Raw genomic sequence first — 16160 nt, 5'->3', positions numbered from 1 at the left:
TATATTTGCATTCCGGGGCGGTCGCGACTAGGGGAACCGGCACGCGACCGCCCCACCTTGCCGGCGGTCTTTTCTTTTCAGGAGACCGCTCTTGGCCACTCAGCCGCAGCCCAAATTCGACGATTACGTGATCCGCGACATCGATCTCGCCGCCTTCGGCCGCAAGGAGATCGAGATCGCCGAGACCGAGATGCCGGGCCTGATGGCGCTCCGCTCCGAATATGGCGCGTCGCAGCCGCTGAAGGGCGCTCGGATCACCGGATCGCTGCACATGACGATCCAAACGGCCGTGCTGATCGAGACTCTCACGGCGCTCGGAGCTCAGGTCCGCTGGGCTTCGTGCAACATCTTCTCGACCCAGGACCACGCCGCTGCAGCGATCGCCGCCACCGGCGTTCCCGTGTTCGCCGTGAAGGGCGAGACGCTCGAGGAATATTGGGAATATGCCGCGCGCATCTTCGATTGGGGGCAGGACCAGACCGCCAACATCATCCTCGACGATGGCGGCGATGCCACCATGTTTGCCCTCTGGGGCGCGCGTGTCGAGGCGGGCGAGGAGCTGCTGACGCCGGAGAATGAGGAAGAGGAAATCTTCGTCGCGACGCTGAAGCGCTTCCTCGCCGAGCGGCCCGGCTACCTCACCAAGACGGTGCAGAATTTGAAGGGCGTGTCGGAAGAGACCACCACCGGTGTGCACCGCCTCTACGAGCTCGCCAAGAAGGGCAAGCTCCCGTTCCCGGCGATCAACGTCAACGACAGCGTCACCAAGTCGAAGTTCGACAACCTCTACGGCTGCAAGGAATCGCTGGTCGACGCCATCCGCCGCGGCACCGACGTGATGCTCGCCGGCAAGATCGCCTGCGTCGCCGGCTTCGGCGACGTCGGCAAGGGCTCGGCCGCTTCGCTCCGCAACGGCGGCGCCCGCGTGCTCGTCACCGAGATCGACCCGATCTGCGCTCTGCAGGCGGCGATGGAAGGCTATGAGGTCGTGACCATGGAGGAGGCCGCTCCCCGCGCCGACATCTTCGTCACCGCCACCGGCAATGCCGACGTCATCACCGTCGACCACATGCGGGCGATGAAGAATATGGCGATCGTGTGCAATATCGGCCATTTCGACAGCGAGATCCAGATCGGCGGCCTGCAGAACATGAAGTGGACCGAGATCAAGCCGCAGGTGGACGAGGTCGAATTCCCGGACGGCAAGAAGATCATCGTCCTGTCGAAGGGACGCCTCGTCAATCTCGGCAACGCCACCGGCCATCCGAGCTTCGTGATGTCGGCGAGCTTCACCAACCAGACGCTCGCCCAGATCGAGCTCTGGACGAAGGCCGACCAGTATAAGAACGAAGTCTACGTGCTCCCCAAGCACCTCGACGAGAAGGTCGCCGCGCTCCACCTCGACAAGCTGGGCGTGAAGCTCACCAAATTGAGCGAGAAGCAGGCCGGCTATATCGGCGTGCCGGTGGAAGGGCCGTTCAAGCCGGACCATTACCGCTACTGAGCGGCGCCGACTTTCGTTCTTCCGATCCCGTGCTAGACAGCGGTGATGCACCTCAGCTTCCACCGCGCTGCCGATGATTGAGCTGTCGCGGACGGCGCTGGCGGCGCTGGCGCTTTTCCTCGGCTGCTGGCTTGCCCTCGGCCTCTGGGCGACGCTCCGCGCCTCGCGGCGCTCCAGCTCGGCGCGGGCGGGCGAGCTCGAGGGGCTGCGGAGCCGGGCGCTGGTCGAGGCGAGCCCGGCAATGCCGCTGCTCGTGTTTGCGGACGGCTCAGTCGAGACGTCGAAGCGTCTCGAGCAGACGCTCGGCCTGTCGGCGTCCCCGTCGCGGCTCGACCGTCTCGGCGGCAGCGGGGAGGGGCTGTCGGAGGCGGATCTGGAGACTCTCGCCAGCCTCGTCCGCGCCTCGGCGGCGACCGGCGCGCCGTTCACGATGCGGGCACGGGCGGAGGGCTCGTCGCGGCTGCTCCGGATCGAAGGCGGCCCAGCGCCGGCCGAATATCCCGCTTCGTCCGTATTGCTCTGGTTCGCCGACGCGACCGGTAGCGAAGCGCAGATGAGCGCGCTTCGGGACGAGGCGGCGCGGGTCACCGGCGCCCTCGATGCCCTTTCCGCGCTCATCGAGGCCGCGCCTTTCCCGATGTGGCATCGGGGGCCTGACCTCCGGCTGGCGATGGTCAACAGCGCCTATGTGGCGGCGGTCGAGGCGGACGATGCGATGGCGGTGATCAAGGCCGGCATCGAGCTGGTCGACGAAAGCGACGGCCGCAGCCCGCTTGCGGAGGCCGCGTCCGTCCGGGAGAAGGGCGAGGCGGTGGCGCGGGTCGTCCCGGCCACCATCGCCGGCGAGCGGCGCACGATGCGCGTCGTGGAGGTGCCGCTCGGCGAGACCGGCATCGGCGGCTATGCCATCGACGTCGAGGATCTTGAGCAGGCCCATTCAGAGCTTACCCGCTTCGTCCGCGCGCAGCGGGACATGCTCGACCGCCTGTCCGCAGGCGTCGCCCAGTTCGGCCGCGACCGGAGCCTCATCTTCTACAACCAGCCCTTCGCGCGGCTGTTCTCGCTCCGGCCCGAATTCCTCGCCGACGGCCCCGAATTCAACCGCCTGCTCGACAATATGCGCGAAGCCGGCAACCTTCCCGAAGTCCGCGATTATCCGGACTGGAAGGCAACCAAGGGCCAGTGGTTCACCTCCGGCCTCTCCGCGGACGAGGAGGACTGGCTCCTCCCCGGCGGCAAGCATCTGCGCGTCGTCGGCCAGCCGCTGCCGGACGGCGGGCTGCTCCTCATCTTCGAGGACCGGACCGAGCAGATCCAGCTCGCCTCGGCCCGAGACACATTGCTCCGGGTCCGCACCGCCACCTTCGACAATCTGTTCGAGGCGGTCGGCGTGTTCGCCTCCGACGGCCGGCTCCACCTCTGGAACAACCGCTTCCGCGAGACCTGGCAGTTCGAGGAGGAGCAGCTCGCCGCCCATCCCCGCGTGGACGCGCTGACGCCGCTTATCGCCAGGCAGCTCAAGAACCCCAATCACGCCAATCTGGTGCGCGAGCTGGTGCGGAGCGCGACCGTGGAGCGCAAGCAGCGCGGCGGCCACGTCTCCTTCACCGACGGGCGGGACTTCCAGTTCGCCGCGGTGCCGCTTCCAGACGGCAACGCGCTGTTCACGATGCTCGACGTCACCGACAGCCGCCGCATCGAGGCTGCGCTCCGCGACCGCAACGAGGCGCTCGAGGACGCGGACCGGATGAAAACGGCCTTCGTCTCAAACATGAGCTACGAACTCAGGACGCCGCTCACGTCGATAGCGGGGTTCGCGGAGATGCTCGCGAGCGGCTATGCGGGCGAGCTCCCCCCAACCGCGGTCGACTACGTCCGCGCGGTTCTGGAATCGGTCGGGCGGCTCAGCGTGCTGATCGACAACGTGCTCGACCTTACGCAGAGCGACAGCGGCAGCCTGCTGCTGGCGGAGGACCGCGTCGAACTCGAAGACATGTGCCGCGAGGCGGCTGATGAGGCCATCGCTCTAGCAGGGGAGAAGCAGGTCGAATTCGCGGTCGATCTCGACGCGTCGCTCGGCGCCGTAACGGGCGACCGGCAGCGGCTTCGCCAGGCGCTCGCAAACATCCTCGACAACGCCTTCGCCTACACGCCCGCGGGCGGCCGGGTGCTGCTGCACGGCACCGGGAGCGGCGAGGCGGCCGAGATCACCGTCTCCGACAGCGGCGTCGGCATCGCTCCAGCCGACCAGCCGCGGGTGTTCGACCGTTTCCATCGGGCAATGGCGGCGGGCGGGGGCAGAGGGGAGGCGCTCGGCCTTGGCCTGCCGCTCGCGCGCCAGTTCGTTGAAGCTCATGGCGGAACGATCTCGCTCATCTCTGAAGTCGGCGTCGGCACCACCGTCACCATCCGCCTGCCGCGTACCGCCGCCTGATGCTTCTCGCGGCTGCCGAGGACACCGAGCAGCTCGGCGCCGAGCTGGCCGCAGAGCTCCGGGCGGGAGACGTCATCGCCCTGTTCGGCGATCTAGGAGCGGGCAAGACCACCTTCACCCGGGGCCTGCTGCGCGGGCTCGGCTTCGAAGGCGATGTCGGCAGCCCCACTTTCCCGATCGTCCAGACCTATGAGGAGCTTCGCGTGCCGCTCTGGCATGTCGATCTCTACCGCATCGAGGATCCGGAGGAGCTTCCCGAGTTGGCGCTCGACGAGGCGCGGAGCGATGCCGCGCTGGTGATCGAATGGCCGGAGCGGCTCGGGGCCTTGCTCTGGCCCGACGCCCTGCAGCTGCACCTGACGGTCGCACAAGGCGGCGCGCGCTCCTTGACAGCAAAAGTGCCGCCCGCTTGGGGGGATAGATGGCCTCCCCGATGATTCCGCCGGCTTCGGCGTCCGATTTCCTTGCGAAACATGGTTGGGAAGGCGCCGAGATCCGCCCGCTCGCCGGGGACGCTTCGTTCCGCCGCTACTTCCGCGTTCACCGCGGCAGCGAGACGGCGGTGCTGATGGACGCGCCGCCCCCGCACGAGGATCCGCGGCCGTTCGTCGTCGTTGCGGAATGGCTTACCGAGGCCGGGCTTTCCGCACCGCAGATCCTTGCGCGGGACCTCGAGCGGGGGCTGCTGCTGCTCGACGATCTCGGCGATGCGCGTCTGCGCGAGACGGTGGATTCGGCTCCCGAGCGGGAGACCCAGCTTTACGAACTGGCAGTCGATCTGCTCGTCCATCTCCACCGGCGGCCGCCGATGCCGGGGCTCCGGCCGCACGGCCTCGATCAGTGGCTGGACGAGCTTACATTGTTCTCCGACTGGTATTGCCCGGCGCTCGGCCTCGATGTCGATGTGGAGGGCTTCCGGAACAGCTGGCGTGCGGTGCTCTCCGAGGTCGCGGACGACGGCTCGGCTCCGGTGACGGTGCTTCGCGATTTCCACGCCGAGAACATCATGCTGGTCGGCGGGCGCGAGGGCATCAGGCATTTCGGCCTCCTCGATTTCCAGGACGCGGTGGTCGGCCACCCCGCCTACGATCTCGCTTCGGTGCTCGAGGATGCGCGCCGCGACGTGACGCCCTCGACCGAGCGGGCGATGCTGGACCGCTACAAGGAGGCGGCGGGATGCGGCGAGGCGTTCGAGAGCGCTTATTGGTCGCTTGCGGCGCAGCGCAACACGCGCATCCTCGGCGTCTTCACCCGCCTTTGGAAGCGCGACGGCAAGCCGCATTATACTGGCTTCCAGCCGCGCATGTGGGGCCTCCTCGAACGCGATCTGCGGCACCCTGCGCTTGGCCCGGTGCGCGACTGGTTCGACGCCAATGTGCCGCCGGAGAAGCGCGCCCCCGCCTGGGCCGGAGGCGCGCCCGAATGAGCCGCTACAAGAGGCCGCTCGCGCTTCGGCCGGAGCCGGAGGGGAAGGTCCCGGAAGTCGCGATGGTGATGGCGGCCGGACTCGGCAAGCGCATGCGCCCGCTCACCGCGACGCGGCCGAAGCCGCTCGTCGAGGTTGCCGGCAAGGCGCTGCTCGATCACACATTCGACCACCTCCGCGCCGCGGGCGTGCGGAAAGCCGTGGTCAACGTCCATTATCTGGCGGATTCGCTGGAGGCGCATCTCGCCAACCGGGTCAGCGGCATCGAGACCGCAGTCTCCGACGAGCGCGATCAATTGCTTGAGACCGGCGGCGGGCTCGTTCGTGCGCTTCCGCTGATCGACGCTGACCCGTTCCTGGCGGTGAACTCCGATAATTTCTGGGTGGACGGCCCGGTCGATTCGCTGCGCCTGCTGGCGTCCAACTGGGACGATGAGAAGATGGACGCGCTGCTGCTGCTCGTCCCGCTCGCCCGCGCTTATTGCCACAACGGGCAGGGCGACTTCCACATGAGCCCCAAGGGCGTGCTGAGGCGCAAGAAGCCCGGAACGGTGGCGCCGTTCGTCTATATCGGCATCCAGATGCTGTCGAAGCGGCTGTTCGAAGGCGAGCTGCCCGAGGGGGCCTTCTCCACCAACGTGCTCTGGGACCGGGCGATCGCGGCGAAGCGCTGCTACGGGACGGTGCACCAGGGTCTCTGGTTCGACGTCGGCACCCCGGCTGCGGTGCGGAAGACCGAAGAGATGCTGGCCGGGGTCTGAAGGCTCCGATAAGCTCGCGCGCGTGAGCTCCTCTCCCCGGCCGTCCGTTTTCACCATCCCGCCGCACCGCGCCTTCGCGGACGCGCTTGCGGCGGGGCTGATCGCCCGCTTCGGCGGCACCAAGACGGGCCTGGCGCAGGGCCTGATCCTCGTCCCCAACAACCGCGCCGCCCGCGCGATCACGGATGCGTTCGTCCGCCGCTCGGACGGCGGGCTGCTGCTTCCGCGCCTGGTGCCGGTGGGCGATCCGGAGCTTGACGAAAGGATCGGCGGAGCGCTCGAGCCGCTGGGGGAGGAGAGCGAGATCCCGCCCGCGGTCGAGCCCACCGAGCGCCTGTTCCTGCTCGCCCGCCTCGTCCAGCAGCATATGCCCGGCGACATCGACGCCGCCGAAGCGCTTCGCCTCGCCGAGGACCTCGCCCGGACCCTCGACCAGCTGCTGATCGAGGAAGTGGAGCCGTCGCGGCTCCGCGACTTCGCCGCCGACCTCCCGGATTTGTCGCTGCACTGGCAGCGCTCGCTGGAGCGGCTCGGCATCATCCTCGATCGATGGCCGGCGCTCCTGAAGGAGCGAGGCCGCATCGACCTTACCGATCGCCGCAACCGGCTGCTGGACGCGCTTTCGAGCCGCTGGCGCCGGAAAGCGCCGGCGGGCTTCGTTGTCGCGGCCGGCATCAACACGACCGCGCCCGCGGTCGCGCGGCTGCTCGGCGTGGTTGCGCGGCTCGACGAGGGAATGGTGGTTCTCCCGGCGCTCGACACGGCCATGCCGGAGGAGGAGTGGCGCTCGCTCGGGCCGCACGATCCGGACCCGGTGACGCAGCGGCGGCGGCCCTCGATCGAGACGCATCCGCAATTCCACCTGAAGCTCCTGCTCGATCGGATGGGCGTCGGCTGCGCCGAGGTTGAAAGGTGGCGCTGGGGCGGCGGCCGCGACGCTCCCGCCGTCCGGAGCCGCGCCATCGCCAATGCCATGGCGCCCGCTTTTTATACGTCCAAGTGGCAGGGCCTGAAGCCTGCCGAGCGCCGCCTCACCGGGGTTCGTGCGCTGGAGCTCGCGGACCCGGCCGAGGAAGCGCAGGCGATCGCCATTGCGCTCCGCGAGGCGCTGGAGGAACCGGGGCGCACCGCCGCTCTGGTGACGCCCGACCGAGGCCTTGCTCGCCGGGTCTCCGCACATCTCCGCCGCTGGGGGATTGAGGCGGACGACAGCGCCGGCCGCCCCTTATCCGAAATGCCGCCGGGCACTCTGCTGCTCGGCATCGCCGCCGCCGCTGCAGAGCAATTCGCGCCCGTGCCTTTGCTCGCGCTGCTGAAGCATCCTCTGGTGATGAAAGGCGAGGGGAGGCTCGACTGGCTGGAGGGCGCGCGGACGCTCGATCTCGCGCTGCGCGGGCCCCGTCCGCCCGCGGGGCTCGACGGCGTGACCGAATATCTATCCGACTGGAGCGGCCGCGACGCGGACCTTCGCAAGCGCGCCAAACCGTGGTGGCAGCAGGTGGTCCCGTTGCTCCGGCCGCTGGAGCGCGCCTTTGGAGCGGAGCGGCCGACACTCGCGCGGCTGACTGCGGCGCTTCGCGAGACCGCCTCGGCGCTGAGCGGCGACGAGGCCTGGGCAGGCCCGGCGGGACGCGCCGCCGCCGATCTCCTCGCCGCCGCGGAGCCCGCCTCCGCCTCCGGCCCCGGGCGCGTGCAGGCCGGCAATTTCCCGCCGCTGCTGGAGCAGTTGATGCGGCAGGTGGCGGTGCGCCCGCCTTACGGCCAGCATCCGCGGATCTTCATCTGGGGGCTGCTCGAAGCGCGGTTGCAGAGCGCGGACCTGATGATCCTCGCAGGCCTCAACGAAGGCATCTGGCCCGCGCTGCCGACGCCCGATCCGTGGCTTGCCCCACGCATCCGGCACGAGCTCGGCCTGCCGAGCCTCGAACGCCGGATCGGCCTTTCCGCGCACGATCTGGCGAGCGCGCTCGGCGGCCGGCAGGTGCTCGTCACGCGCGCGCGGCGGGACGCGCGGTCGCCGGCGATCGCCTCGCGTTTCTGGCTTCGGCTGGAGGCGATGACTGGCGGTCTCACGCGCTCGCCGCACCACAAGAGGTGGGCGCGGGCGCTCGACAAGCCGGCAGACCACTGCCCCTCCACGCGCCCGGCACCTTCGCCGCCAGCGTCGGAGCGGCCGCGCAAGATCTCGGTCACCGAGGTCGACCGGCTGAAGGCGGACCCGTTCGCATTCTATGCCCGGAAGATGCTTCGCCTTAGCGCACTCGATGCGATCGATGCCGATCCGAGCCCGGCCTGGCGCGGAACCGCCGTCCACGGCGTGCTCGAACAGTGGATGAAGCATGACGATTGCGATCCGGCCAGGCTTCGGGCGCGCGCCGAGGCGTTGCTTGCCGAAAGCTCGGCGCACCCGCTGATGCGCGCTTTGTGGCAGCCGCGGCTCCTGGAGGCGATCGACTGGATCGCGGAGGAGGTGGCGAAGAACAAGGCCGAGGGGAGGCTGCCGCTCAAGGCCGAAGCCTATGGCAAGTGCCGGCTTGCAGGGGTCGAGCTTTACGGGATCGCCGACCGCATCGACCGCGCCGCGGACGAAAGCCTGGTGATCCTCGACTACAAGACCGGCACTCCGCCGGGCCCGAAAGCGGTGGCGGAGGGCTATTCGATGCAGCTGGGGCTTCTCGGCCTCATCGCCGAAAATGGCGGCTTCGAGGATGTGGAAGGCATCCCCGCCTGCTTCGAATATTGGTCACTGGCGAAGAAGAACGGCAAGCTCGGCTACGTCGCGAGCCCCGTCGGCGGCAAGCACGGCATCGAGGCGGCGGATTTCACGACCATCGCCGCGCGCAACTTCATTGCCGCGGCCGAGGCATGGCTGACCGGGGAGGAGCCGTTCACGGCCAAGCTCCACCCCGAATATGCGCCCTACGGCGATTACGACCAGCTCATGCGCCTCGACGAATGGTACGGCCGCGAGGATGCGGGCGCCTAGCCGCGCTCGCCGGCCCGCATCGCCATCTGCATGCGCCGCTCATGGTGCCTCGCCTTCGGGGCGGAGCGCGCCGTGCGTACGGCCGAATGGTGCGAGGCGCGGCCGCCGGTCTGAATGCAGCGGTCGGTGACGGTGGCCGAGCAGGGCGGATAATCGCCTGCCGAGGCATAGGCCTCCGACGGTTCCTCCGCGGGTCCCCCGACTGCCGGTTCGCGCGAGCGCCGTGCCGTGGCCCTCTCGCTCGCGGCTTCGCGGCCGGGGCCCTGGATGCAGCGGTCGGTGACGGTGCGGGAGCAGGGGGGATAGTCCCTGAGGCTGTTTTCATCTTCCCAGGGGATCGGATCGGCCGGCGGAGCGGCGCTCACAAGCATCAACCCACCAAAAGCAGCAAGCAGCAACTGTGTCCTCATGCACGCCTCCCAGTAGCCGCGCAGCGACGCGGCCGATCCGGCCGCCGCGCTCATTCTGGATGCTTAACGACTATCGACCAATTTGTCTCCCGCGCCTTGCGCAGGAGATCAGAAGCTCTTGCCGACCGACGCGACCAGCTGCTCGCCTGCCAGGTTGCGGCCGCTTCCGCTGCGAAGGCGGCCATTGCTGTCGACATAGGCAAGGCCGAAGTCGAGCCACCTGGTCCTGGCCTTGGCGCCGATCCGCCAATCCCACTTGCCGCCTGCCGCCCGCGTGTCGAACACACCCGTTTCGTAGCCGACCTGACCGTCCAGCGTGACCGGCGTTTTCGGGAGCGCGAGCTCCAGCGCGAGAAAGGCGTAGAGATTGTCGCGCTTCGCCCCGCTCTCGTCCCGCAGGTGATCCTGAGCCGGGGCATATTCGATGCCGAGCTTCGGAGTAAGAGCACCGAAGGGGTAAGAGAGCGCGGCGGCGCCCTCGAAATAGTTGGACGCGCCGTCGGACGGGTAAGCGTAATAGTTGATGGACACTTCCAGGTTCAGCCGCCTGAAGATGTCGTGCGAATAGCCGAGACCGAGCTGAAGCTCGACGTCGGTGCCGGACAAGGTGGAGCCCCAGGCTGAGGCCCAGACGCCGGAATCGAACTCCAGCAACGCTTCCGCCTGCACCGCCGGCTCGCCGCCCGAGAGCGATATGCCGCGGAAGCGGTAGTCCGAAAGTGCTTCGGCTTCGAACGTCAGCTTCGGCGCCGATCCCGCCTCGTCCCCCACGGCGTGCGCAGGCGCTGCGGCAAACGCGACGAAGGCAAGAAGGACGAGGCGCCGGCCCATGCCTGCGCCTATGGCCGAAAAAGCTTAAAGGCCGCTCAATAGTCCGGCTGCAGCAGGCCTTCGATCACGTGGTGCTGGATGATCGGCTGCAGCTCGTCGACGACCCGATATGTGAGGTGGTCGCGCACTCGGGCGGGTAGGCTTTCGAGATAGGCGCGGCTCACCTGAAGATCGTGATGGTGGGCGTTGGTGGCGTCGGGCGCATCGACGCCGACCACCAGCACCGGCCGGGCCTGGTCGGAACGGTTGGCCGTGCCGCGGTGGACGGTGAGCGCGGAGCGGGCGGAGATGTCACCCATCTGCGGCATCTTCTGCTGCGCCCGCTCAATGTAGCGGGGCCAGAGCTCGCGCGGCGGGAACATGCCCTTGGGGCAGCCTTCGAACTGGTCCCACTGCGTGCCCGGAGCGACTTCGAACGGCCCCATCTCCGGGATCGTGTCGACCGCGGTCATGTTGAAGGCGAGCGAGTTGAGGCGGCGGCCCCTGGTGGTCGCTTCGGGAACCGCGAAGTCGCGGTGCCAGGGCTGGTCGGCGGCTCCGGGAAAGGGGATGTCGAACCCCACTTCGACGATCTTGTACTCAGGACCCAGCACCGCCTCGCAGACGGCGACGAACCAGGGGTGGGTGGCGATGTCGACGAAGCCCCTGATCCGCTCGGGCTGGACCTCGACATACCAGCGCTGCGGCCCGCGCGGGAGCGCGCCGCCGGGAATTCGCTGCGCCTCTTCGAACAGCGCCAGCACATCCTCCCGCATCCGCTGCGCCCAGTCGCGGCTGAACGCGCCTTTGAGGCCGATGATGCCGTCGCCGTAAAGGCCGCGCATGATGTCGGCCGGTTCGTAGGTCGAGGGTGCCGAAGCGGGTGCGCTGCTCATGCGATTTCCTGGCAAAGCTTGAACTATTTGGAAGCTAGTGCCTTTGAAGCCGCATGGCGAGTGGCGGCAGGATGAAGATCGGCATTTTGGAGACGGGGGAGCCGCCCGCCAATCTCGAGCTGAGGTTCGGGCGCTACGAGCACATGTTCCAGGAGCTGCTCGGGCCGCAATATGTAATGACCAACTACAATGTGGTCGGCGGCGCCTTCCCTGCTCAGGTGGAGGACGAAGAGGCCTATATCGTCACCGGCTCACCCGCCGGCGTCTACGATGCGTTCGAGTGGATCGACCGGCTGAAGGGCTTCCTGCGCAGCGCCAGGGGCAGGACGAAGCTGGTCGGCATCTGCTTCGGCCACCAGGTGATGGCGGAGGCGTTCGGAGGGCGGGTCGAGAAGTCCGAGCGGGGCTGGGGCATCGGCCTTCACCGTTACGACGTGAAGGCGCCGGCCGACTGGATGGATCCGGTGCCGTCATTCGCTGTGCCGGTGTCGCACCAGGACCAGATCGTGGTGCAGCCTCCAACCAGCAGCATCGTCGCGGCGAGCCCCTTCACGCCCTTCGGAGTGCTGGAATATCGCGACCAGCCGGCAATCTCCTTCCAGTGCCACCCGGAGTTCGACCCCGCTTATGCCGAGGCGTTGATCGAGCATCGGCGTGCGCGGCTCCCGGACCCGGATGCGGCGATCGAATCGCTCCACCGGCCGAACGACCGGGCTCTGGTCGGTGGCTGGATCCGACGGATCCTCGGCGGATCAGCCGCCGCCGATCCTTAACCGGGCGAGGGTCTCCGGGCTCACCTTCCCGGTCAGCCCCGGCACCTCATCGAGCTGCCGGAGAGCGGTGAAGCCGCCCCGCTCCTCGCGGTAGCGGACGATCTCATGGCCGTGGCCCCTGAGTCCGTCCAGCGCGTCGAGCGCATCCTTGTCGGCGCTGTTGAGATCGAGCGTATCGGCCATTGGGTCTCCTTGCCGCTTCGGAACACCGCAAACGGGAGAGCGTTCCACACGTGTAACGTTCGAGGGAGATTGTCATGAGTGACCTGGATCGCGACCGTCCGGTCGAAAAGGAAACGGTGATCGTCGAGCGCGGCAGCGGCGGCGGCCTCCTCGCCGGCATCGCCTTGCTGATCGCCGTCGTTGCGGTACTCGCTTATTTCGGGATGCTGCCGATCTGACCGCAGGGGCCGCACAGCCCGCGATATCCATTGCTCCGGCCCTCCGCGAAGCATAGGCTGCGCATCGCGGAGGGCGAACGATGCCTCATCCTTTCCTGTCCATTGGCGCAGCGCTTGCGCTGGCGCTTTGCGCCGGCGGTTCGGCTCTGTCTCAAACCGCCCCGACGCCCCAAGCCGAAGCTTCGAAGGATATCGTCGATTTCGCCGCCACTGCGGCTGACCGGATGACCGTCCCCGTCCGGATCGCCGGCAAGGGGCCTTACCGCTTCGTCGTCGATACGGGCGCGGAGCGGACGGTGGTTTCGAACGAGCTGGTGCGTCAGCTCGGCCTCGGCCCCGGAAGGTCGGTGCGGCTGCACAGCATGACGGGTGTGGGGGAGTTCGGCACAGCCATGATCCCGACGCTCGAGCTGAGCCGGCAGAAGGTGACGGACATCCACGCCCCGGTGCTGCGGGAGACGAACATCGGCGCCGCGGGGATACTCGGCGTCGACACCCTGCAATCGCAGCGGATCGACTTCGACTTCGAAGCCCAGACGATGAGCATCACGCAGGCGAAGGCGAGCGCGGTCTATTCGGGCCCCGACACCATCGTCGTCACCGCGCGGCGGCGGCTGGGGCGGCTCATCCTCGTCGATGCATCGCTGGTCGGGGAGAAGGTGACCGTCATCCTCGACACCGGCTCCGACGCGACGGTGGGCAACGAGGCGCTTCGCCGCAAGCTCGTTGCGAAGGGGAGGCTGGAGCGCACGATCCCGATCCAGCTGCTCAGCGTCACGGGCGGCAGGATCTCGATCGACTACACGCAGGTCGACGACATGCGCCTCGGCAACGTGGTCATCGATCGGATGCCGATCGGCTTTGCCGACGTGCATCCGTTCGCCCAGCTCGGCCTCGGCGACCGCCCAGCAATCCTGCTCGGCATGGACGCGCTGAGGCTGTTTTCCCGGGTCTCGGTCGATTTCTCGCGGCGGAAGGTGCACTTCCTCGTGCCGCAGAATGCGCGCCGTCGGGGAACGACCCTCGCCGGCGGCGCCGGCTCGGGCCTCAACTTCAGATGATCGGCTTGCCGCCGGTCACCGCAATGTTCGCCCCCGAAATATAGCTCGCCTCGTCGCTCGCCAGGAGCACGAATGCGGGCGCGACTTCCTTGGGCTGGCCCGGCCGCTGCATCGGCACCTGCTTTCCGAATTGCTGCACCTTCTCGCTCGGCATGGTGGCGGGGATGAGCGGCGTCCAGATCGGACCCGGGGCGACCGAATTCGCCCTGATCCCCTTCTCGGCGAGGAGCTGAGCAAGGCCGCCGGTGAAGTTCTGGATCGCGCCCTTGGTGGTCGCATAGGCCAGCAGCTCCTCGGACGGGCTGTCGGCCTGGATCGAGGTCGTGTTGATGATCGCGCTCCCGGGCTTCATGTGCGGGACGGCGGCCTTGGTGATGTAGAACATGGCGTGGATGTTGGTCGCGAACGTGTGCTCCCACTCCTCGTCGCTGATCTCGTCGATCGACTTGAACGTATCCTGGTGCGCCGCATTGTTGACGAGGATGTCGATCCGGCCGAACTCCTCGACGGCCTTCGAGACGAGCGCGCGGCAATGCTCGGCGCTCGAGATGTCGCCCGGGAAAAGCACGGCTTTCCGGCCCGCTTCCTCGACGAGCCGGGCGGTGTCCCGAGCGTCCTCATGCTCGCACAGGTAGCTGATCATCACGTCGGCGCCCTCGCGTGCATAGGCGATGGCGACCGCCCGGCCGATGCCGCTGTCGCCGCCGGTGATCACCGCTTTCTTGTCCTGGAGCCGCCCGGAGCCCTTGTAGCTGTCCTCGCCGTGATCGGGCCTCGGAGTCATCGCCGCGGTCGTTCCGGGCATCTCCTGCGGCTGATCGGGGAAGGGCGGCTCGGCGTACTGGTCGGTCATGTCGGCTCCTGCGGGTTCGATCCCGCTCGATCCAACCCTGCCGCCACGGCCTTGTTCCTGTCGTTTCAGTCCCGGCCCTGATCGCCCTTGCGGCCGCGATTGGCATAAAGGAGGGCGGCTACGATCGCGGCTGAGCCGATGCCTACTGCAACTCCGGTCCGCACCCTCCGCTTGCTGTCTCGCGCGGCCTTTCCGGCATCGTCTGGAGTGGTGGGTTCCTTGGCCATGAAGCGCTCCGCTGGATGAGATCAGGTCCGATCCAATAGACGCGGCGGCTGGAAAAGCCAGCGCGGCTGCAATGCTCCCGCCGTCAAACGACCTTGGCGAGGTTCGCCTGCCTTTGGTCCACCTGCCGGTAGAGGCGCGGGCCGAGGTCGAGCCGGAATGCGCCCATCCGCTCCTGCGGGCTCGGCGCCTCGCGGCCGACGATGTAGGACATCGAGGTCTGCCCGACGCGGCCCTCGTCCCATTCGTAGAAGACGTTGAAGGCGATCACCGGGATGAACAGCTGGCGCCCCTGGACGATGAGCTCCCGAATGCGGTCCTTGGGAAGCGTCACCGAGGTGTTGATCCTGGCCTCGGAGCCCGGCGGGATCGCCTGGATCGCGGCGGGATCGTCGCGCGACGCGGCCTGTGCGAAGAACGCCTCGATCTCGCGGTCCTGATCGGGACCCGCATTCACCATCTGGATCTGGATCCGGATGTCGCGGGCGATCCTGTTGCCGGTGTTCCTGATCGTCAGCCCGAACTGGACCGACGTTTCGGTCAGCGTCGCAGCGGCCCGGTCCGGCTTGAACTCGAGCTCCAGCCGAGGCCGCATCGAGATGCCGACGAAGCCGTCCGTCGGAGGTGCCGCCGCCGGTGCGGGCGAGGGGACCGGAGTGGGAGCAGGATCAGGGGCCGGAGCAGGAGCGCGGCGGGCGAAGAGCGGGTCCGGCCCGGGAGCGGCTTGAGGCTCCTCCAGGACCGGCTCGGCAATGCCTTCAGGCTCGGTCGAAGGCCTGGAGCGCTTGAAGGCGAACAGCGCCGCAAGCGCGAGAAGCGCAAGCAATGCGGCCCCGCCGACGTAAAGCCAGGGGAAGCCCTGCGCGGGCGCACTTGCCGGAGCGGCCGCCGGCGGCTGCCACTGGGTCTTCGGTTCTGCGGTCACGGGCGCGGGCGCGGGCAGGGCCTGCTCCAGCTCGGTCGGAGCCGGCAGCCCGGCCGGAGCCTCGGCAGGCGGCGCCGTGGGAGCGGGCGCTGCCGCCGTCGGCGCGGGACGGGCAGGGGCTTGGCTCCTGGGCCGGGCGGCCGAAGGCGCCGGCGTCGTTCCCGGTGCCGCCGCGGCGGGGGGCGGAGCGGCGCGGTCGGCGGGCGGAGTGGCGGCCGGAGCCGGCGCCGTTGCCGGAGGAACCGTGGCGGCCGGCGGCGCGGTCGTGGCGGGCGCCGGCTGCTGCTGTTTGGCGGGGGGCGTGCTGCGCGTTCCGGGAAGCTCGAAATCCTTGAGCTGCGGGTTTCCGACCGTGTTCGTGTCCTGTGCCTGGATCGAGGTCGCCGCTACCATGAGGGCGGCCCACCCAAGCGCGGCGCCTGCCGCCCGCAAAGAGCCTCTAACCATTGAAATTCCCGATGATCCTGATCTTTGCGCGCTTGTTTATTCGCGCGCGGCCCCCGAGTCTATCGCACGGGGCCGGGTTCGGCGTGCCGGATCGTCGTCTGGCCCGAACCGCGCCGCGTTCAAGCATGGGCGGTGTCTCATCCCAGCACCCTTGGGCGATCCTGCACATCGAGAGACCGCTCCGGCGCGACAGGCTCGCGCAAAGGCTTGCCTAATCTCGGAAAAGCGCACTAATCGTTCGCGCCGGC

16 protein-coding genes are annotated in these 16160 nt (G+C 68.4%); 9 read left to right on the top strand and 7 right to left on the bottom strand.

Annotated features, from left to right (window positions below; translation table 11 throughout):
• The first annotated feature begins 91 nt into the window (after positions 1-91).
• The 6 genes from ahcY to addB all read left to right on the top strand — a co-directional run bounded on the left by ahcY (position 92) and on the right by addB (position 9111).
• A complete protein-coding gene (ahcY, locus tag VF662_RS09860) occupies positions 92-1504 on the top strand; it encodes an adenosylhomocysteinase (protein ID WP_464140454.1) in 1413 nt (470 codons plus the stop codon).
• A gap of 73 nt (positions 1505-1577) precedes the next feature.
• Positions 1578-3938 (top strand): PAS domain-containing sensor histidine kinase, encoded by a 2361-nt coding sequence (locus tag VF662_RS09855; protein ID WP_464140450.1) that lies wholly within the window; start codon positions 1578-1580, stop codon positions 3936-3938.
• Positions 3938-4375 (top strand): tRNA (adenosine(37)-N6)-threonylcarbamoyltransferase complex ATPase subunit type 1 TsaE, encoded by a 438-nt coding sequence (gene tsaE, locus VF662_RS09850; protein WP_464140447.1) that lies wholly within the window; start codon positions 3938-3940, stop codon positions 4373-4375. The genes VF662_RS09855 and tsaE overlap by 1 nt, the downstream gene beginning before the upstream one ends.
• Entirely contained in the window at positions 4360-5364 is a 1005-nt protein-coding gene (locus VF662_RS09845) for an aminoglycoside phosphotransferase family protein (protein ID WP_464140445.1), read from the top strand. The genes tsaE and VF662_RS09845 overlap by 16 nt, the downstream gene beginning before the upstream one ends.
• The gene (locus tag VF662_RS09840; RefSeq protein ID WP_464140443.1) at positions 5361-6125 is read left to right on the top strand and encodes a nucleotidyltransferase family protein; all 765 of its coding nucleotides are present in this window, start codon (positions 5361-5363) and stop codon (positions 6123-6125) included. The genes VF662_RS09845 and VF662_RS09840 overlap by 4 nt, the downstream gene beginning before the upstream one ends.
• A gap of 22 nt (positions 6126-6147) precedes the next feature.
• Positions 6148-9111, top strand: coding sequence for a double-strand break repair protein AddB (gene addB, locus VF662_RS09835; protein WP_464140441.1), 2964 nt, complete (start codon positions 6148-6150; stop codon positions 9109-9111).
• Here the strand turns inward: addB and VF662_RS09830 are convergent.
• The 3 genes from VF662_RS09830 to VF662_RS09820 form a co-directional block, all read right to left on the bottom strand.
• Entirely contained in the window at positions 9108-9521 is a 414-nt protein-coding gene (locus VF662_RS09830) for a hypothetical protein (protein WP_464140439.1), read from the bottom strand. The genes addB and VF662_RS09830 overlap by 4 nt on opposite strands.
• A 108-nt stretch (positions 9522-9629) precedes the next feature.
• Positions 9630-10352: a TorF family putative porin gene (locus VF662_RS09825; protein WP_464140437.1), complete on the bottom strand. Its 723-nt coding sequence runs from the start codon at positions 10350-10352 to the stop codon at positions 9630-9632.
• 35 nt (positions 10353-10387) lie between these two features.
• Entirely contained in the window at positions 10388-11227 is an 840-nt protein-coding gene (locus tag VF662_RS09820; protein WP_464140434.1) for a phytanoyl-CoA dioxygenase family protein, read from the bottom strand.
• A gap of 71 nt (positions 11228-11298) precedes the next feature.
• Between VF662_RS09820 and VF662_RS09815 the strand changes: the two genes are divergently transcribed.
• Entirely contained in the window at positions 11299-12000 is a 702-nt protein-coding gene (locus VF662_RS09815; RefSeq protein WP_464140432.1) for a glutamine amidotransferase-related protein, read from the top strand.
• Here VF662_RS09815 and VF662_RS09810 read toward each other — a convergent pair.
• Entirely contained in the window at positions 11980-12183 is a 204-nt protein-coding gene (locus VF662_RS09810; protein WP_464140429.1) for a ComEA family DNA-binding protein, read from the bottom strand. The two genes, VF662_RS09815 and VF662_RS09810, sit on opposite strands and share 21 nt — an antisense overlap.
• 74 nt (positions 12184-12257) lie before the next feature.
• Here VF662_RS09810 and VF662_RS09805 point away from each other — a divergent pair, with 74 nt between their 5' ends.
• Together VF662_RS09805 and VF662_RS09800 are read left to right on the top strand one after the other, a co-directional pair.
• A complete protein-coding gene (locus VF662_RS09805; RefSeq protein ID WP_464140426.1) occupies positions 12258-12401 on the top strand; it encodes a hypothetical protein in 144 nt (47 codons plus the stop codon).
• An 80-nt stretch (positions 12402-12481) separates the two neighbouring features.
• Positions 12482-13462: a retroviral-like aspartic protease family protein gene (locus VF662_RS09800; RefSeq protein ID WP_464140423.1), complete on the top strand. Its 981-nt coding sequence runs from the start codon at positions 12482-12484 to the stop codon at positions 13460-13462.
• On the opposite strand, the gene VF662_RS09795 is transcribed toward VF662_RS09800, so the two are convergent.
• The 3 genes from VF662_RS09795 to VF662_RS09785 all read right to left on the bottom strand — a co-directional run bounded on the left by VF662_RS09795 (position 13455) and on the right by VF662_RS09785 (position 15858).
• The gene (locus VF662_RS09795) at positions 13455-14315 is read right to left on the bottom strand and encodes an SDR family oxidoreductase (RefSeq protein ID WP_464140421.1); all 861 of its coding nucleotides are present in this window, start codon (positions 14313-14315) and stop codon (positions 13455-13457) included. The genes VF662_RS09800 and VF662_RS09795 overlap by 8 nt on opposite strands.
• Before the next feature lie 65 nt (positions 14316-14380).
• Positions 14381-14542 (bottom strand): hypothetical protein, encoded by a 162-nt coding sequence (locus VF662_RS09790; protein WP_464140419.1) that lies wholly within the window; start codon positions 14540-14542, stop codon positions 14381-14383.
• Positions 14543-14625: 83 nt separating this feature from the next.
• Positions 14626-15858: a hypothetical protein gene (locus tag VF662_RS09785; RefSeq protein ID WP_464140416.1), complete on the bottom strand. Its 1233-nt coding sequence runs from the start codon at positions 15856-15858 to the stop codon at positions 14626-14628.
• Positions 15859-16160: the final 302 nt, after the last annotated feature.

This window comes from Allosphingosinicella sp. (assembly GCF_036387215.1).
Taxonomy (GTDB): Bacteria; Pseudomonadota; Alphaproteobacteria; order Sphingomonadales; family Sphingomonadaceae; genus Allosphingosinicella.
Note: the sequence above shows the minus strand (reverse complement) of the source record. Positions and strands in the feature narration are given on the sequence as shown.